We start from the raw sequence: 16,935 nt of genomic DNA, 5'->3' as shown, positions 1-16,935 counted from the left end.
GTGATTCGGGCCTGGTCGGAAGGCTGCCGCCCACCAGGGACAGAAGGCGGGCTTACCTGTGGAAGCCGGGCGATTCCCGCGGCCGGCGGCGGGGCCTTTGCCGGGAGCAAGCCCGCAGCAGCTACGGAGCCGGCGGCGCAAGCGCAAGGCCGTCGACCGGAACGTGAGCCTGCCACGCGGCCGGAATGCGCGGCGTCGCGGCCAGCAGGCTTTGCGTATAGGGATGCTGCGGCTGCCCGAGCACCTGGTGGGTCGGGCCGGCCTCGACGATGCGGCCCTTTTCCATCACCAGCACCCGGTCGGTGATCCGGCGCACCACCGACAGGTCGTGGCTGATGAACAGGTAGGACAGGCCGTGGCTGACCCGCAGCCGCGCCAGCAGGTCCAGCACCTGCGCCCGCACCCGCACGTCCAGCGCGCTGACCGCCTCGTCCAGCACGATCAGCCGCGGCCTGATGATCAATGCGCGGGCGATGGCGATGCGCTGGCGCTGGCCGCCGGAAAATTCGTGGATATGCCGGCGCATGGCGTCTCCGGCGATGCCGACCTCGTAAAGCGCCTCGGCCACCTGTTCGCGCCAGTCGCGGGGCAGGCCGGTCAGGTGAAAGGGCTCGGCCACCAGCTGCTCGACCCGCCAGCGCGGATCGAAGCTGCCGAAGGGATCCTGGAACACCGCCTGCATCCGGGCGCGCAGCTCCGGGGCCATGGCGCGGCCGGTGCGGATTTCCTGCCCGTCCAGCAGGATGCGGCCGCCCTGCAGCGGGTCGAGCCCCAGGATGGCCCGCGTCAGCGTGGATTTCCCGCAGCCGGATTCGCCGACCAGCCCGACCGATTCCCCGGCGTCGATGCGGAAACTGACCCCGTCCACCGCCCGCAGGGTTTCGCGCGGCGCGGCCAGGCCGCGGCGGGGCAGGGGATATGCGCGCGCCGCCCCCTCGACCTGCAAGAGCGGCCGCGGCTGCGCCGTGGGCAGCACCAGACGCGGCTGATGGGTCGAGGCGGCGAACAGCGCGCGGGTATAGGGGTGGGCCTGCTCGCGAAACACCGTCTCGGTCGGGCCTTCCTCGACGATCCGGCCCTGCTGCATGACCGTCACGCGGTCGGCGATGCCCGCGACCACCGCAAGGTCGTGGGTGATCAGCAGCAGCGCCATCCCCTCGTCCCGGACCAGCCCCTTGAGCAGGTCGAGGATGCGGGCCTGCGTGGTCACGTCCAGCGCCGTCGTCGGCTCGTCGGCGATCAGCAGGTCGGGGCGCAGCGCGATGGCCAGCGCGATGGCGACGCGCTGGCGCTGGCCGCCCGACAGCTCGTGCGGGTAAAGCGTCAGCGGAAAGCGCGGCGCGGCCAGGCCGACGCGGTCCAGCCGGTCGCGGGCACGCTCCTGCGCCGTCTTGCGGTCCAGGCCCTGGTGGATGCGCAGCACCTCGGCCACCTGGTCGCCGATGGTCATCAGCGGGTTCAGCGCCGTCATCGGCTCCTGGAAGATCATGCCGATGCGCTTGCCGCGGATGCGGCACAGCTCGCGCTCGGGCAGGTCCAGCAGGTTGCGGCCGTCCAGATCCACCCGGCCCTCGGCCCGCATGCCCTCGGGCAGCAGGCCCATGATCGCCAGCGCCGCCATGGACTTGCCCGAGCCGCTTTCGCCTACCAGCCCGGTGATCCGGCCGGGCGGCAGTTGCAGGTCGAGGCCGCGCAGGATCTCATGCGCACCGATCTCGACCGAAAGGCGGCTGGTCTGGATCATGGCGACCTGCGCAATCTGGGGTCCAGCGCGTCGCGCAAGCCGTCGCCCAAGAGGTTCAGCCCCAGCACGGTGACGACGATGGCAAGGCCGGGGATGATGGCGACATGCGGGGCCAGCGCCACCATGGTCTGCGCCTCGGCCAGCATCCGGCCCCAGCTGGGCGTGGGTGGCTGCGCGCCAAGGCCGACATAGGAAAGGCCCGCCTCGGCCAGGATGCCCAGGCTGAACTGGATGGTGCCCTGCACGATCAGCAGGTTGGCGATATTGGGCAGGATGTGCTGGACGCTGATCCGGCTTGCGCCCTTGCCCGCGACCTGCGCGGCGCGGATATAGTCCAGCGTCCAGATCGGCAGCGCCGCGCCGCGGGTGACGCGGGCAAAGACCGGGATGTTGAAGATGCCGATGGCGATGATCGCGTTCAGCGCCGAAGGCCCCAGCGCCGCGGTGATCAGGATGGCGATGACCAGGCTCGGGAAGGCAAAGACCAGGTCGTTGCCGCGCATGACCGCCTCGTCGATCCAGCCGCCGCTGCGTGCCGCGGCCAGCAGACCCAGCGGCACGCCCAGGCCCATGCCGATCCCTACCGCCACCAGCGCCACCGCGATCGAGGTGCGCGCGCCGACCATGATCATCGACAGCATGTCGCGGCCGAAATGGTCGGTGCCCAGCCAATGCTGGCCCGAGGGCGGCAGCAGCTTCTGCGCGATGGCAAGCTGCGTCACGTCCGCCGGCGTCCAGAGGAACGAGACCAGCGCCGCGACCAGCGCCAGCCCGGAAAGCAGCGCGCCCAGGATCAGCGACCACCTCATCGCCGCAGCCTCGGGTCGACCAGCGCATAGGACAGGTCCACCAGGAAGGTGACCAGGATCACCGCCGCGACCAGCACCAGCACCGCGCCCTGCACCACGATCAGGTCGCGCTGGGTGATGGCCTGGAAGATCAGCCGGCCAAGGCCCGGCAGGTAGAACACGTTCTCGATGATGATCGCGCCTGCCAGCAGAAAGGAAAACTGCATGCCCAGGATGGTCAGCACCGGGATCAGCGCATTGCGCAGCGCATGGCGCGACAATGCCTGCCCGGCGCTCAGCCCCTTGGCGCGGGCGGTGCGGATGTAGTCCTGGCCCAGGGTTTCCACCAGGGCCGAGCGCAGCACGCGCGCCAGGATCGCCGCTTGCGGCAGGGCCAGCGCGATGGCGGGCAGCAGCAGCGATTTCAGCGCCGCGGCGGGATGGTCCCAGCCGGGAAAGCCGCCGGCGGGCAGCCATCGCAGCCTGACCGCGAACAGCAGCACCAGCAGCATGGCGAACCAGAAATTCGGCAGCGCGATGCCGACCTGCGTCGCCGCCATGACCGCCGTGTCGCCCGCCCGGCCGCGCCTTGCTGCGGCGAACATGCCGATGGGCAGGGCGATCAGCGCCGCCAGCGCCAGCGCCAGCAGCGCCAGCGGCAGCGAGACCTGCATCCGGTCGAGGATCATCCCCGCCACCGGCGTCTTGTAGGTGAAGCTGTGGCCCAGATCGCCCGTCAGCACCCTGCCCAGCCAGTGCAGGTAGCGCAGCGGCAAGGGCAGATCCAGGCCCATCTGCTGGCGCAGCGCCGCCACCGTCTCGGGCTGGGCGCCGGTGCCCAGCATGAAGCTGGCCGGATCGCCCGGCACCAGCTCGACCACCGAAAAGATCAGCGCCGAGGCCACGAGCAGGCTCAGGCCAAGCGAGATCAGGCGGCGGGTCACATAGCGCAACATGGGGAAACGCTAGTGCGGCGCCGGGGCGCGGTAAAGCGGCCTTTGCGCTCAGGGCACCTCCAGCTTGCCGATCAGCGGCACGTCGTCGTCCAGGCTGACGGTGTGGCGCTCGATCATGCGGTGGACGACGGGCGGCTCCTTGCCGCGATGCAGCTTGTGCAGATCCTCGTAGGTCTGGAAATCGGCCTTGGTGCGGCGCAGGTTGTGGCGCACGTATTCGTCCCAGGTGGCGATGTGATAGCTTTCGGTCCAGCGCTCGGGGTGTTCCAGGTCGCGCAGGAGCGCCCAGTTGCGCGCGCCGTCGCGGCGGCGGATGTTGCGGCGCAAGGCCATCAGCCGCAGGAACTCGGGCACGTCGAGCTGGTCGATCTCGTAGTCGATCATCACCATGATCGGGCCCGAGCGGCCGCGCAGGTCCAGCGCCAGTTCCGGTTCGCGAAAGCGGTTCACCGGGTCCAGGTCCAGCGTGCCGAATTCCGGGATGCGCAGCCAATGGCCCAGCACCGCACCCAGGAACAGCGGCGCCGAGGCGGCGGTCAGCGCCGTCTCCACGTCGTAATTGTTGGCAACCGAGCCCCAGGTCCACGCCCCCGCCGCCATGCCGCCGAAGACCGCGGTCTGGTAAAGCGCCAGCGCGCGGGCCACCACCCAGCGCGGCGTCGAAAGCTGTACGGTGACGTTGAACAGCGACAGCGCCAGCACCCAGCTGGCCCCGGCGGGCAGCATGGCCAGCGCGTGCAGCCAGGTGCTTTCGGTCAGCGCCAGCAGCAGCGCCGAGGCGCCGAAGGCGGCAAAGGCGACGCGGACCACGTTCTCGTTATCCAGCCGCTCGCGCACATGCGGGTTGATCAGCGCCCCGGCGATGGCGCCCAGGCCGAAGCAACCCAAGAGCAGGCCGAACAGCAGCGAGCCGCCCGCGGGGTTCTGCTTGGCCACCAGCGGCAACAGCGCCATGACCACGATGGCCGAAAAGCCGAACAGCGCCCCGCGCGACAGCACCCGCATCAGGTTCGGCGACAGCGCCACATAGCGCAGCCCCGCGCCCACGGCGGCGACGAAGGGCTCGGGCGTGGTGATGCGCGGCGGCGTCACCGGATGCCAGCGCATCAGCGCGCCGAGCAGCGGGATATAGCTTGCCGCATTAACCGCGAAGGCCGCCGCCGCGCCGAAGGCGGCGGTGATGATCCCGCCCACCGCCGGCCCGACCGAGCGCATCAGGTTGAAGCCGACCGAGTTCAGCGACACCGCCGCCGGCAGGTCGTCGCGCGGCACCAGATCCTGCATGCTGGCCTGCCAGGGCGGGTTGTAGATCGCCTGCCCGACCCCGATCAGGAAGGTCAGCGACAAGAGCAGCAGCGGCGTCATCCAGCCCTGCCAGGTCAGCACCGCCAGCAGCACCGAGACCGAGGCCATGAAGACCTGCGCCCCCAGAAGCAGCGTGCGGCGGTCGAAAATGTCGGCCAGCGCCCCCGAAAGCAGCGCAAACAGCATGATCGGCAGCGTATTCGATGCTTGCACCAGCGCGATCAGCGTCGCCGAATCGGTCAGCTGCGTCATCATCCAGGCCGCGCCCACCGCCTGCACCAGCCCGCCGAAGTTCGAGATCAGCGTCGCCGACCACAGCAGCCGGAAATCGCGGTGACGGAACGGGGCAAAGGGGCTTTTGCGGGCTGTTGCTGGCATGATCCGGAAAACCTGGGGCAATGCGGCAAGCTTAGGCAGAGCCCCGCCGGGCCGCAATCCGGCCGGCCGATTCTTGCCGCACCGCTCTGTTATTTCGCCAAACCGCTATATATTCGAATAATCTTCGACAAAATTACATAAACATGAAGAATATATGGCGTGATTGGCCGATTTTTCGCCGGAATCGGGATTTCATTTCTGCACCGGCTGCTATCCTTGCCCTCAACTCGGATTTGGGGGGTGCGCGACGATGAAGATCATTATTCTTGGAGCCGGTGTCCTGGGCGTCACCTCGGCCTGGTATCTGGCGAAGGCCGGGCACGAGGTCACGGTGATCGACCGGCAGGACGGCCCGGCGCTGGAAACCAGCTTTGCCAATGCCGGCGAGATCTCGCCCGGCTATTCCTCGCCCTGGGCGGCGCCGGGCGTGCCGCTGAAGGCGCTGAAATGGATGTTCCAGCGCCATGCGCCGCTGGTGGTCCAGCCCCGGCTGGACTGGCAGCGTGTCTCCTGGATGGCGCGGATGCTGGCGAACTGCACCTCCTCCGCCTATGCCGTCAACAAGAGCCGCATGGTCCGGCTGGCCGAATACAGCCGCGACTGCCTGGGCGAGCTGCGCGCCGAAACCGGCATCCGCTATGACGAGCGCACGCAGGGCACCCTGCAGGTGTTCCGCAAGCAGCAGCAGCTGGACGCCGCCGGCAAGGACATCGAGGTGCTGCGCGCCGATGGCGTGCCCTTCGAGGTTCTGGACCGCGACGGCTGCGTCGCCGCCGAGCCGGGGCTGGCCGGTTCGGCCGAGCGGATCGTCGGCGGGCTGCGCCTGCCGGGCGACGAGACCGGCGATTGCTTCCTTTTCACCAACCGCCTAGCCGAGATGGCGGCGGCGGCGGGCGTCACCTTCCGCTGGGGCGTCGGCATCGAGGCGCTGGAGGCCGAGGGCGGCCGCATCAGCGCCGTGCGCACCGACCAGGGCCGGCTGACCGCGGATCGCTATGTGCTGGCGCTGGGCTCCTATTCGCCGCGCATGGTGCGGCATCTGGGGCTGAAGCTGCCGGTCTATCCGCTCAAGGGCTATTCGCTGACCATCGACATCCAGGACGAAAGCCGCGCCCCGGTCTCGACGGTGATGGACGAGACCTACAAGGTCGCGATCACCCGCCTGGGCGAGCGCATCCGCGTCGGCGGCCTGGCCGAGATCGCCGGCTACGACCTGAGCCTGAACCCGCGGCGCAAGGAAACGCTGGCGAAATCGGTGGGCGAGCTGTTCGGCGGTGCGGGCGATGCGGACAAGGCGCTGTTCTGGACCGGGCTGCGCCCGATGACGCCTGACGGCACGCCCATCGTCGGCGCGACGCCGATCCCGAACCTTTACCTGAACACCGGACATGGCACGCTGGGCTGGACCATGTCGGCGGGCTCGGGGCGGCTGCTGGCCGACCTGATCTCGGGGCGCAAGCCCGACATCGCGGCCGAGGATCTGGGCTATGCCCGCTATCTGCGCGGGGCCAAAACCGCCGGCCGCCCGGCGCTGCAACCCGCCCGCGCCTGACCGCCGCAGGCATGGAAAAAGGGGGCCTTGCCAGGGCCCCCTTTCTTGCCCTCCGGTGCAGCGTCAGGCCCGCTTGACGAGCCGCAGCACCACCAGCAGGATCACCGCGCCCAGGGTGGCGAAGATGATCGTGCCGAGGATCGGGGCCGAGGCGCTCATGCCCAGGCCGAGCATCGGGAACAGCCAGCCGGCGATCACGGCGCCCAGGATGCCGATGACGATGTTCATCAGCAGCCCCTCGCCGTGGCCCTTGACGATCAGCCCGGCCAGCCAGCCGGCGATCGCGCCGATGATGAGGGTGATAAGCAAGGCGGTCAGGGTCATGAAAGCTTCCTTTCCTTGCGGGTTTGCGGCGCTTGGCCGATCCGTCAAGCCAACGCCCCCGGCCCCGCTGCGGTTCCGAAACCTGCGGATTCGGCCCTGCAAGCGCGGAAAACCGCGCGTTTGGGCAACAGTTCGGTAACGATTGCGCATATCCGCCGGGTCCAAGGCTTGACGGCGCAGAACCGGAAGGGCTGATAGGGGGTTGCAACTCTTGCCCGCCCTCTGCTCGGGTCGGGCGCGTCATCCGACGCAATCTCACAGCTGCCACGGCCGCGTCCCCGGGCGCGGTGCGCTACGAAGGGAAAAACGATGCGCCTTGCTCCGCTTTTGCTGGTGGTGGGCCTTGGCCTTGCCGCCTGTGCGCCTGCCGCCGAAACCCCGGCCGAACCGCCGCCCGATCACGGCGTCTATGGCGCACGGACCGATACCGGCCCCAACGGCGAACCGATCGAGATCAACGCCGTCCGCCCCGCCTATCTGACCGAGCGCAACCGCCGCCAGCGCGTGCCCTATAACGGCCCCGAGGCCGCCGGCACCATCGTCGTCGATCCCTATGCGCGCTTCCTTTATCATGTGCTGGGCAATGGCGAGGCCATGCGCTATGGCGTCGCGGTCGGCCAGGCGGGCAAGAATTTCCAGGGCAGCGCGACCATCGGCCGCAAGCATGCCTGGCCCAGCTGGACCCCCACCGCCAACATGGTCCGCACCCAGCCCGAGCTTTACGGCCCGCTCCGGCACGGGCTGGCCGGCGGGGTGGACAACCCGCTGGGCTCGCGCGCGCTCTATCTCTACAAGGGCGGCCGCGACACCATGTATCGCATCCATGGCACGATGGACCCGTCCTCGATCGGCAAGGCCACTTCGGCCGGCTGCATCCGCCTGTTCAACCAGGACATCATGGACCTGTTCAACGAGATCCCCCGCGGCACCGCGGTCAAGGTCCGCACCCGCGCCGAAAGTCTGGCGCTGGAAGGGCCGCTGGTCGAGCTGCCCAACGGCTACCTGGCCCCGGCAGGCGAGGTGCAGACCGCCGAGGTCCGGGCCGCGCAATAACAGCCGCGTTTGCCGGTCCCGATCCCTGTCCCGCCCCGGCCCGTCCAAGGCCGGGGCATTCTTTTTCTGGCCAGGACCAGCCCGACGTGGCAGATTCCGCCCTGATCCGCCCCGCCTGAAAGGAGAGAGCCCATGGCCAGGCCCGCCGATCCGACCGCCTCCGCCTCGCGCGACCTGGATGCGATTGCCGAGCAGACCCAGACCGCGGCGCTGCGCCTGCTGGACCTGTCCGCGCTGGCCGCCTTGCAGCGCGACTTGCGCGCCATGAAGGCAAGCGAACAGGACGAGGCGGTGCGAAAGGCGCTGGCCCAGGCCATGCGCCGTGCCGCCGCCGAAAAGCGCCGCCGCGCCGAACAGGCCGGGCCGGCCGCGGATGTGACTGCCGAGCCTGCCGCCCCGGAGCCTGCCTCTACGGCGCCGTCCAAGCCCCCGCGCCCGGTGCGGCCGCTGCCCGACAAGGCTGAGAGGAAGCGCATCAAGGAGGCCGAGAGGGCCGAACGAAAGCGGGTGAAGGAGGCCGAGAAGGCCGAGCGCAAGGCCGCGAAACAGGCGGCCAAGGCGGCCGAGAAAGAGGCCGCCCGCGCCGCGCGCAAATCGGCCAAGGCCGCCGAAGCCGACCGGGCGGGAAAGGCCGCCGGTCAGGGCGGCAAGGGCAAGGGCGGCAAGGCCGGAAAAGCCCGGTGAGATTGCAGGCGCGGTTTCCAAGCCGCGCCTTGCCTGCTATTGGAGATCCGACCATTCCATCCGGGTTCACCATGCGCCCTCCGGTTCTGGCCCTTGTCGCCGCCGTATCCGCCGCTTGCCTTGCCGTGCCGGCTTCCGTCCGGGCGGCAGAGGACGCGTTCCACGGTCCGCCGCCGCCCGCGGACCGGATGCGCTGCACGGATGACGGGGCATTTTGCATTTCCGTTGCCAGCTATGTGCCCGATGTCTGCTCTGCCATCGAGCGGACGGCGGGGAAGAACGGGCTCGACCCGCATTTCTTCGCCCGGCTCCTGTGGAAGGAAAGCCTGTTCGAGCCGGGCGCGATCAGCCCGGTCGGCGCTATGGGCATCGCGCAATTCATGCCCGGCACCGCCGAGATGGTCGGGCTGGACGATCCCTTCAACCCGGCCAAGGCCATCGAGGCCTCGGCGCGCTACCTGGCGGCGCTGACTGCGAGCTTCGGCAATGTCGGCCTGGCCGCGGTGGCCTATAACGGCGGCGAGAACCGCGCCGCGCGCTTCGTCTCCCAGGGCGGCGGCCTGCCCTGGGAGACGCAGGATTATGTCCAGGCGATCACCGGCCAGACCGCCTGGATCTGGCGCGACGATCCGCCCCAGCGGCTGGACGTGCGACTGGACAAGGAGCGGCCCTTTCGCGAGGCCTGCATCGATCTGGCCAGCGCGCGCAAGCTGCGCGAGTTCCAGACCCCCGACCATCCCTGGCCCTGGGGCGTCATCGTCGCCACCCATCCCAGCCAGGCGGGGGCCAGCGCGCAGGTCGCGCGGCTGAACCGGCAGCTGCGGCCGATCCTGGGCGGCAAGCGCGTGAGCTATGTGCACCGCAAGATCTCGGGCGGGCCGAGAAAGCTTTTCACCGCGCAGATCGGCTATTCCTCGAAGTCCGAGGCGTATGCCTTTTGCAACCGCTTGCGCGGCCTGGGCGGGCGCTGCCTGGTGCTGAAGAACTGAAACGCCGCACGGGCGGCGGCGTTTCATGGGTATTTGGGGAACGAAGAAGGCGGGCGCGCAGGGAAGGGGCGGCTATTCCTTCCAATGCACCCGGGTCAGGTCGTTCGCCGGCATGGGGGTATTTTCCCAGAGCCCCTCGATTTCCGCCTTGGCGACGCCGGTCTTGGCCATCTGGAACAGGAAGGCGTTGGCATAGTCGTCGGCCAGGATCTCCTGCGCCCGTTTCAGCAGCGCCGAGCGTTCGGCCGGGTCGGTGGCGGCGTCGAGTTTCGCCATCGTCTCGTCGAAGGCGGGGTTATGGTAGTTGAAGTAATAGTCCTTGCGGGCGTAGATGCCGATGTCCATGGGCTCGACATGGCTGATGGCGGTCAGGTCGTAATCGGCGTTCTTGAACACCTGTTCCAGCCATTGCGCCCATTCCATGTTGGTGATCTGCGTCTGGATGCCTATGGCGCGCAGCTTGGCCGCGATGATCTCGCCGCCGCGGCGGGCATAGGGCGTCGGCGGCAGGGCGAGGCGCAGGGTCAGGCCCTCGCCCCCCGCCTCGGCCAGCAGGTTCTTTGCCAGTTCGGGATCGTGTTGCGATTTCCCGGTCAGGTCGACGTAATCGGGATGGTGGGGGGCGAAATGCGTGCCGATCGGCGTGCCATAGCCGAACATGGCGCCGTCGATGATTTCCTGGCGGTCGATGGCATGGGCGATGGCCTTGCGCACCTTGATGTCGGCCAGCGCCGGGTGCTTGTGGTTCATGGCCAGGATCGTTTCGCCCTCGGTGGTGCCGACCAGCACCTTGAAGCGCGGATCGGCCTGCAGCTGCGCCAGGGTTTCCGGGGCGGGATAGATCGGGAAGGCGTCGATATCGCCCGCCATCATCGCCGCGAAGGCGGCGCTGGGATCGGCGATGAAGCGGAAGGTGGCGGTCTTCAGCGCCGGCTTCTCGCCCCAGTAGCCGTCGAAGGCGTCGAGCCGGATATGGTCGCCCTGTCGCCATTCCCCGAACCTGAACGGGCCGGTGCCGACGGGTTTCGTGGCGATGTCGCCGATGCTGGTAGGGTCCACCATCACCGCGTCGCCCCAGGCCATCTTGAAGGGAAAGCCGCCGTCCGGGGCCTTGAGCGTGACGCGGACGGTCAGCGGGTCCAGCGCCTCGACGGTCTCGATGCCCGCGAACAAGGCCTTCTGGGCATTGGTGCTGTCGGGCGCGCGGGCGCGGTCGAGCGAGAAGACCACGTCCTGCGCATCGAAAACGCTGCCGTCGTGGAAGGTCACGCCGGGGCGCAGGTGGAAGGTATAGGTCTGGCCGTCGGCGCTGTCCCAGCTTTCGGCCAGGCCGGGCTTGACGCTGCCGTCGGGCGCGACGCGGGTCAGGCCCTCGAAGACATTGGCATAGACCACCTCGTCGATGGCGGCGGCGGCGCCCCCGGTCGGGTCCAGGTTCGGCGGCTCCAGCACCATGGCCAGCGTGATCCGATCCTGGGCCGCCAGCGCCGGCGTGGCCAGAACAGCCGCCGCGGCGGCGGCCTGCATGAGTTTCGCGAACATCCCTGTCCCCCTTTGGGCTGATCCCTGGGCGCAGCTTCCCGGCAAAACGCCCGGCGATCAAGCCCGCCGCTCGGTCAATTGCTGGGCGAGCCCCGCGAACATCAGCCAGAGCGAACTGAGCAGCAGCCCCCAGCGGGCAAAGCTTTCGGGGTGGAAATCCACCAGCACCGCCCAGACCGAGAATCCCACCCAGGCCGCGGTCACGGGCAGCGAGACCAGCCGCCAGCGTTCGGTCCTGACCGGGTGGATGAACTTGAGATTGGTGAACATGGCGATGGCCAGCGCCACCACCACGGCCAGCGTCAGCCAGAAATCCGGCTTGATGGCGAACAGCACCAGCACCACCATGTTCCAGCAGGCCGGGAAGCCGGCAAAGGAATTGTCGCGGGTCTTCATCCGGGTGTCGGCGAAATAGATCACGCTGCCATAGGTGATGGCGATGATCGCGATCCAGCCGGTCCAGCCGGGCAAGAGCCCCGACATGAACAGCGCATAGGCGGGGATGAAGACATAGGTCAGGTAGTCGATGATCAGGTCCATCAACACGCCGTCATAGGTCGGCCAGTTGGTCTTGACGTGATAGCGCCGCGCCAGGGGGCCGTCGACGCCGTCCACGATCAGCGCGACGACCAGCCAGAAGAACATCTGCGACCACTCGCCCCGGACGGCGGCCAGCAGGGCAAGCATGGACAGGACCGCTCCGGTCGCGGTCAGCAGGTGGACGGCAAGGGCTTTGAGGCGTGGATTCATCCCCTGCTTCTGTCACCGAACGGTCATGACCGCAAGTTCGCGCCGGGTTGCGCCCCGCGCTTTGCCGTGGGGTGATGCGGCGATCTCGGCCGACCTATCCGGCAAACTCCTCGGCCGCGTAGCCTTGCAGGTAAAGCAGCGCGGTCAGGTCGCCGTGGTTGATTCGCAAGCCGACCTGGGCCGCGACCACCGGCTTGGCATGCAGCGCCACGCCCATGCCGGCCAGCTTGAGCATGTCGAGGTCATTGGCGCCGTCGCCCACCGCCAGCACCTCGGCGGGGGTCAGGCCGCGGGCGGCGGTGATGTCGCGCAGCGCCTCGACCTTGGCCTCGCGGCCCAGGATCGGCAGGGCGACATGGCCGGTCAGCACGCCTTCCTCGGCCAGCAGCGTGTTGGCGCGATGTTCGTCGAAGCCGAGGGCGCGGGCGACCGGGCCGGTGAAATCGGTGAACCCGCCCGAGACCAGCGCGGCATAGGCGCCCTGCGCATGCATGGTCGCCACCAGCTGCCGGCCGCCGGGGGCCAGCGTGATGCGATTGTCCAGAACCTCGGCGATGGCCGATTCGCGCAGGCCGGCCAGCAGGCCGACGCGGGCCAGCAGGGCCTCGTGGAAGTTCAGCTCTCCGTTCATGGCGCGGGCGGTGATCTCGGCCACGCGCTCGCCCACGCCGGCGACATCCGCCAGCTCGTCGATGCATTCCTGCTGGATCATGGTCGAATCCATGTCGGCAAGCAGCACCGCCTTGCGGCGGCCGCGGGTGGGCTGGATCGCCAGGTCGAAGCCCTCGGCCTGGAGCCGCTCCCAGATTTGCCAGAAATCCGCCGGCTCGGCGGCGAGGGGAAATTCGGCGGCGATGCCCGGGGCCAGCCAGATGACATGCCCGCCATCCCAGGCGCCGCGGAGCTCGTCGACCAGCGCGGCGGGCAGGTCCGCGCGGCTGGGCGCGGCAAGGATGGTGACGGTGAACATGCTGGCCCCCTTGGCGGTTGTTTCCGCAGCACTAGCCAAAGCGGTGCGGGGGATCAATCAGTCGGTTTCATGCCGAAAAACTGTCGCATGCGGGGCTTGCAGTTTTTTCTTGCGGGAATCCTTCGGCGGCGCTAAGCCCATCCGCGGGACACGCCGCCCCAACGCGGCGCTTATAGCTGGAAGGCTAACATCATGGGCAAGACTGCTCCGGCCGCGCGGCCGGCCAATCCGCGCTTTTCCTCGGGCCCCTGCGCCAAGATCCCCCATTTCTCGCTGGACATGCTTGCCGACGCGCCGCTGGGCCGTTCGCATCGTGCCGCCGTGGGCAAGGCCAAGCTGGCCGAGGCCATCGACCTGACCCGCGAGGTGCTGGGCGTGCCGGCGGATTACCGCATCGGCATCGTTCCTGCCTCGGACACCGGCGCCGTCGAGATGGCGCTGTGGTCGCTGCTGGGCGCGCGCAAGGTCGAGATGCTGGCCTGGGAAAGCTTCGGCGAGGGCTGGGTCACCGATGTCGTCAAGCAACTCAAGCTGGATGCGGTGGTCCGCAAGGCCGATTACGGCAAGATCGTGGACTTCGCCGAGGTCGATTTCGACAATGACGTGGTCTTTACCTGGAACGGCACCACCTCGGGCGTGCGGGTGCCGAACGGCGATGCGATCCCCGCGGACCGCGCCGGGCTGACCATCTGCGACGCCACCTCGGCCGCCTTCGCGATGGACCTGCCTTTCGACAAGCTGGATGTGGTGACCTTCAGCTGGCAGAAGGTGCTGGGCGGCGAGGGCGCGCATGGCGTGCTGATCCTGAGCCCGCGCGCCGTCGAGCGGCTGGAAAGCCATACCCCCGCCTGGCCGCTGCCGAAGATCTTCCGCATGACCAAGGGCGGCAAGCTGATCGAGGGCATCTTCAAGGGCGAGACCATCAACACGCCCTCGATGCTTTGCGTCGAGGATTACCTGGTGGCGCTGAAATGGGCGCAATCCATCGGCGGCCGCAAGGCGCTGGTCGCCCGCGCCGAGGCCAATGCCAAGGCCGTGCGCGACTTCATTGCCGGCAAGGATTGGATCGCCGACCTGGCCGAGGATCCGGCCACGGCCTCGACCACCTCGGTCTGCCTGAAATTCACCGATCCGCGCATCAAGGACGGCGCCGCCTTCGCCAAGGCCGTCGCCAAGCGGCTGGAGAAGGAAGGCGTGGCGCTGGATGCCGGCGCCTATCGCGACGCGCCCCCCGGCCTGCGGATCTGGTGCGGTTCGACCGTCGAGACCGGTGATGTCGCGGCGCTGATGCCCTGGATCGAATATGCCTTCGAGGCCGAGATCGAGGCGCAGGCCGTCGAGGCTTGATCTGCCGGACCGGGGCTCTGCCCCGGACCCCGGGATATTTTGACAAGAAAGAAGCCGAGTTGCAGCGCGTGCGGTGCGCTACCGGCCCCTGCATATCCAGAGGATAGAGAAATGCCCAAGGTTCTTGTTTCGGACAAGCTGTCGGAAACCGCCGTCCAGATCTTTCGCGACCGCGGCGTCGAGGTGGATTACCTGCCGGATGTCGGCAAGGACAAGGAAAAGCTCGCGGAGATCATCGGTCAGTATGACGGGCTCGCGATCCGCTCGGCCACCAAGGTGACGGCGAAGCTCTTGGAGAGCGCCACCAAGCTGAAGGTGATCGGCCGCGCCGGGATCGGGGTCGACAATGTCGATATTCCGGCGGCCTCGAAGAAGGGCGTGATCGTGATGAACACGCCCTTCGGGAACTCGGTCACGACGGCCGAGCATGCCATCGCGCTGATGTTCGCCGTGGCGCGGCAATTGCCCGAGGCCAGCGTCTCGACCCATGAGGGCAAGTGGGAGAAGAACCGCTTCATGGGGGTCGAGGTCTTCAACAAGGTGCTGGGCGTCATCGGGGCGGGCAATATCGGCTCGATCGTCATCGACCGGGCGCTGGGGCTGAAGATGAAGGTGCTGGCCTATGACCCCTTCCTGTCCGAGGAGCGGGCCAAGGAACTGGGCGTGAAGAAGGTCGAGCTGGACGAGTTGCTGGCAAAGGCCGATTTCATCACCCTGCATGTGCCGCTGACCGAGAAGACCAGGAACATCCTGTCGCGCGAGAACCTGGAAAAGACCAAGCAGGGTGTGCGCATCGTCAATGCCGCCCGCGGCGGGTTGATCGACGAGGCGGCGCTGGCCGAGCTGCTGAAATCGGGCCATGTCGCCGGCGCGGCGCTGGACGTCTTCGCCACCGAGCCCGCGACCGAGAGCCCGCTGTTCGGCCTGCCCAATGTGGTGGTGACGCCGCATCTGGGCGCCTCGACCACCGAGGCGCAGGAGAATGTCGCCCTGCAGGTGGCCGAGCAGATGTCGGATTACCTGCTGACCGGCGCGGTGCAGAATGCGCTGAACATGCCCTCGGTCACCGCCGAGGAGGCGGCGGTGATGGGGCCCTGGCTGAAGCTGGCCGGGCATCTGGGCGCCTTCATCGGCCAGATGACCGACGAGCCGATCCAGGCGATCAACGTGCTTTACGACGGCGTCGCCTCCGAGATGAACCTCAAGGCGCTGAACGCCGCGGTGATCGCCGGGGTGATGCAGGCGACGAACCCGGACGTGAACATGGTCTCGGCCCCGGTCATGGCGGCCGAGCGCGGCGTGCAGGTGGCGACCACGACGCAGGGCAAGTCGGGCGTCTTCGACGGCTATATCAAGGCCACCGTGGTCACCGACACCCGCGAGCGGTCCATCGCCGGCACCGTGTTCAGCGACGGCAAGCCGCGCTTCATCCAGATCCGCGGCATCAATGTCGATGCCGAGATCGGCGAGCACATGCTTTATACCCGCAACCGCGACGTGCCGGGCGTCATCGGCGCGCTGGGCATGACGCTGGGCGATCTGGGCGTGAACATCGCGAACTTCACCCTTGGCCGCACCAAGACCGGGGACGATGCCATCGCCATCCTCTATCTCGATGAGCCGCTGAAGCCCGAGGCGCTGGAGGCCCTGCGCGCCACCGGCAAGTTCCTGCAGGTGCGACCGCTGCAATTCGAGGTTTGAACCTGGCAAGCCCCCGGATTAGGTTCCGGGGGTTTCCATTTGCGGGGGCGGCATGCGGACCTATGCCATCGGTGACATTCACGGCCACCTGGAACTGCTGCGCGCCGCGCATGAGCTGATCGCGCGCGACGACGCGGCACATGGCGGCGGCGGCAGGCTGGTCCATGTCGGCGACCTACAGGACCGCGGCCCGGATTCGCGCGGCGTGGTCGATTACCTGATGCGCGGCCAGGCCGAAGGGTTGCCCTGGATCGTGCTCAAGGGCAATCACGACCGCTTCCTGCCGCGCTTTGCCTGGCAGCCGGAATGGATCGACCCCGGCCTGGCCTCGGGGCGGCACTGGCTGGAGCATCCCTCGCTGGGCGCAGCCGAGACGCTGGCCTCCTATGGCGTCGAGATCCGCGACCATGCCCGCACCCATGCCGATGTGCTGCGCGCCGTGCCCGAGGCGCATCTGCGCTGGCTGGCGGCGCTGCCGCTGTGGCACCTGACCCCGCGGGCGCTTTTCGTCCATGCCGGCATCCGCCCCGGCGTCGACCTGGCCCGGCAGACCGAGCATGACCTGGTCTGGATCCGCAAGGGCTTTCTGGACGATGCCAGCAATCACGGCCTGCTGGTGGTACATGGCCACAGCCCGGTCAAGCGGGTGACGCATTTCGGCAACCGCCTGGCCATCGACACCGGCGCGGCCTATGGCGGGCCGCTGAGCGTGGTGGTCTTCGACGAAACCGGGCTGCATCTGCTGACCGATTCCGGGCGCGAGCCGATTCCCGCCCCCTGAGCCTGGCCCCTGAGCCCGGCCCTGTGGCAGGCCTGCCATTGCGCCGGCGGGAAATGTCTCAAATCCCCGGC

At 68.4% G+C, this 16,935-nt stretch carries 15 protein-coding genes; 7 read left to right on the top strand and 8 right to left on the bottom strand.

Annotation, left to right across the window (positions count from 1 at the left end; all coding sequences use genetic code 11):
• Positions 1 to 121: 121 nt before the first annotated feature.
• Genes ESD82_RS17875 through ESD82_RS17860 form a run of 4 tightly spaced genes read right to left on the bottom strand, consistent with a single transcriptional unit; the run spans position 122 to position 5,171 of the window.
• A complete protein-coding gene (locus tag ESD82_RS17875) occupies positions 122 to 1,744 on the bottom strand; it encodes an ABC transporter ATP-binding protein (RefSeq protein ID WP_147427695.1) in 1,623 nt (540 codons plus the stop codon).
• Entirely contained in the window at positions 1,741 to 2,553 is an 813-nt protein-coding gene (locus ESD82_RS17870) for an ABC transporter permease (RefSeq protein ID WP_024844088.1), read from the bottom strand. Before ESD82_RS17870 ends, ESD82_RS17875 begins: the two co-directional genes overlap by 4 nt.
• Positions 2,550 to 3,488 carry an ABC transporter permease gene (locus ESD82_RS17865; protein WP_147427696.1) on the bottom strand — a complete coding sequence of 313 codons (939 nt, stop codon included), beginning with the start codon at positions 3,486 to 3,488 and terminating at the stop codon, positions 2,550 to 2,552. Before ESD82_RS17865 ends, ESD82_RS17870 begins: the two co-directional genes overlap by 4 nt.
• 48 nt (positions 3,489 to 3,536) lie before the next feature.
• Positions 3,537 to 5,171: an MFS transporter gene (locus ESD82_RS17860; protein ID WP_147427697.1), complete on the bottom strand. Its 1,635-nt coding sequence runs from the start codon at positions 5,169 to 5,171 to the stop codon at positions 3,537 to 3,539.
• Between the two features lie 250 nt (positions 5,172 to 5,421).
• On the opposite strand from ESD82_RS17860, the gene ESD82_RS17855 reads away from it, so the two are divergent.
• On the top strand, positions 5,422 to 6,723 hold the full coding sequence (locus tag ESD82_RS17855; RefSeq protein ID WP_147427698.1) for a D-amino acid dehydrogenase: 1,302 nt from the start codon (positions 5,422 to 5,424) through the stop codon (positions 6,721 to 6,723).
• Between the two features lie 63 nt (positions 6,724 to 6,786).
• On the opposite strand, the gene ESD82_RS17850 is transcribed toward ESD82_RS17855, so the two are convergent.
• Positions 6,787 to 7,047 carry a GlsB/YeaQ/YmgE family stress response membrane protein gene (locus ESD82_RS17850; RefSeq protein ID WP_024844092.1) on the bottom strand — a complete coding sequence of 87 codons (261 nt, stop codon included), beginning with the start codon at positions 7,045 to 7,047 and terminating at the stop codon, positions 6,787 to 6,789.
• A gap of 309 nt (positions 7,048 to 7,356) precedes the next feature.
• Here ESD82_RS17850 and ESD82_RS17845 point away from each other — a divergent pair, with 309 nt between their 5' ends.
• From ESD82_RS17845 to ESD82_RS17835, 3 genes are all read left to right on the top strand, one after another.
• Positions 7,357 to 8,100: a L,D-transpeptidase gene (locus ESD82_RS17845; RefSeq protein WP_024844093.1), complete on the top strand. Its 744-nt coding sequence runs from the start codon at positions 7,357 to 7,359 to the stop codon at positions 8,098 to 8,100.
• 132 nt (positions 8,101 to 8,232) lie between these two features.
• Positions 8,233 to 8,784, top strand: a complete 552-nt coding sequence (locus ESD82_RS17840) for a hypothetical protein (protein WP_147427699.1) — start codon at positions 8,233 to 8,235, stop codon at positions 8,782 to 8,784.
• 188 nt (positions 8,785 to 8,972) lie between these two features.
• Positions 8,973 to 9,773, top strand: coding sequence for a lytic transglycosylase domain-containing protein (locus ESD82_RS17835; RefSeq protein ID WP_244314546.1), 801 nt, complete (start codon positions 8,973 to 8,975; stop codon positions 9,771 to 9,773).
• A 72-nt stretch (positions 9,774 to 9,845) separates the two neighbouring features.
• Here the strand turns inward: ESD82_RS17835 and ESD82_RS17830 are convergent, their stop codons facing one another.
• From ESD82_RS17830 to serB, 3 genes are all read right to left on the bottom strand, one after another.
• On the bottom strand, positions 9,846 to 11,315 hold the full coding sequence (locus ESD82_RS17830) for an ABC transporter substrate-binding protein (protein WP_147427701.1): 1,470 nt from the start codon (positions 11,313 to 11,315) through the stop codon (positions 9,846 to 9,848).
• 57 nt (positions 11,316 to 11,372) lie between these two features.
• Positions 11,373 to 12,065, bottom strand: a complete 693-nt coding sequence (locus ESD82_RS17825; protein ID WP_028710167.1) for a CDP-alcohol phosphatidyltransferase family protein — start codon at positions 12,063 to 12,065, stop codon at positions 11,373 to 11,375.
• A gap of 94 nt (positions 12,066 to 12,159) precedes the next feature.
• Positions 12,160 to 13,035 (bottom strand): phosphoserine phosphatase SerB, encoded by an 876-nt coding sequence (gene serB, locus ESD82_RS17820; RefSeq protein WP_147427702.1) that lies wholly within the window; start codon positions 13,033 to 13,035, stop codon positions 12,160 to 12,162.
• A 192-nt stretch (positions 13,036 to 13,227) separates the two neighbouring features.
• On the opposite strand from serB, the gene ESD82_RS17815 reads away from it, so the two are divergent.
• From ESD82_RS17815 to ESD82_RS17805, 3 genes are all read left to right on the top strand, one after another.
• The gene (locus tag ESD82_RS17815; RefSeq protein ID WP_024844099.1) at positions 13,228 to 14,382 is read left to right on the top strand and encodes a phosphoserine transaminase; all 1,155 of its coding nucleotides are present in this window, start codon (positions 13,228 to 13,230) and stop codon (positions 14,380 to 14,382) included.
• Between the two features lie 111 nt (positions 14,383 to 14,493).
• Positions 14,494 to 16,083, top strand: a complete 1,590-nt coding sequence (gene serA, locus ESD82_RS17810; protein WP_024844100.1) for a phosphoglycerate dehydrogenase — start codon at positions 14,494 to 14,496, stop codon at positions 16,081 to 16,083.
• 52 nt (positions 16,084 to 16,135) lie between these two features.
• Positions 16,136 to 16,864: a metallophosphoesterase gene (locus tag ESD82_RS17805; protein WP_024844101.1), complete on the top strand. Its 729-nt coding sequence runs from the start codon at positions 16,136 to 16,138 to the stop codon at positions 16,862 to 16,864.
• The last annotated feature ends 71 nt before the right edge of the window (positions 16,865 to 16,935 follow it).

This window comes from Paracoccus pantotrophus, from assembly GCF_008824185.1.
Classification (GTDB): domain Bacteria; phylum Pseudomonadota; class Alphaproteobacteria; order Rhodobacterales; family Rhodobacteraceae; genus Paracoccus; species Paracoccus pantotrophus.
This window is presented reverse-complemented; position numbering and strand designations above follow the sequence as displayed.

Coding starts and splice junctions, on each gene's coding strand:
- ESD82_RS17875 (WP_147427695.1), bottom strand. CDS start 1,744: ATGATCCAGACCAGCCGCCTTTCGGTCGAGATCGGTGCGCATGAGATC.
- ESD82_RS17870 (WP_024844088.1), bottom strand. CDS start 2,553: ATGAGGTGGTCGCTGATCCTGGGCGCGCTGCTTTCCGGGCTGGCGCTG.
- ESD82_RS17865 (WP_147427696.1), bottom strand. CDS start 3,488: ATGTTGCGCTATGTGACCCGCCGCCTGATCTCGCTTGGCCTGAGCCTG.
- ESD82_RS17860 (WP_147427697.1), bottom strand. CDS start 5,171: ATGCCAGCAACAGCCCGCAAAAGCCCCTTTGCCCCGTTCCGTCACCGC.
- ESD82_RS17855 (WP_147427698.1), top strand. CDS start 5,422: ATGAAGATCATTATTCTTGGAGCCGGTGTCCTGGGCGTCACCTCGGCC.
- ESD82_RS17850 (WP_024844092.1), bottom strand. CDS start 7,047: ATGACCCTGACCGCCTTGCTTATCACCCTCATCATCGGCGCGATCGCC.
- ESD82_RS17845 (WP_024844093.1), top strand. CDS start 7,357: ATGCGCCTTGCTCCGCTTTTGCTGGTGGTGGGCCTTGGCCTTGCCGCC.
- ESD82_RS17840 (WP_147427699.1), top strand. CDS start 8,233: ATGGCCAGGCCCGCCGATCCGACCGCCTCCGCCTCGCGCGACCTGGAT.
- ESD82_RS17835 (WP_244314546.1), top strand. CDS start 8,973: ATGCGCTGCACGGATGACGGGGCATTTTGCATTTCCGTTGCCAGCTAT.
- ESD82_RS17830 (WP_147427701.1), bottom strand. CDS start 11,315: ATGTTCGCGAAACTCATGCAGGCCGCCGCCGCGGCGGCTGTTCTGGCC.
- ESD82_RS17825 (WP_028710167.1), bottom strand. CDS start 12,065: ATGAATCCACGCCTCAAAGCCCTTGCCGTCCACCTGCTGACCGCGACC.
- serB (WP_147427702.1), bottom strand. CDS start 13,035: ATGTTCACCGTCACCATCCTTGCCGCGCCCAGCCGCGCGGACCTGCCC.
- ESD82_RS17815 (WP_024844099.1), top strand. CDS start 13,228: ATGGGCAAGACTGCTCCGGCCGCGCGGCCGGCCAATCCGCGCTTTTCC.
- serA (WP_024844100.1), top strand. CDS start 14,494: ATGCCCAAGGTTCTTGTTTCGGACAAGCTGTCGGAAACCGCCGTCCAG.
- ESD82_RS17805 (WP_024844101.1), top strand. CDS start 16,136: ATGCGGACCTATGCCATCGGTGACATTCACGGCCACCTGGAACTGCTG.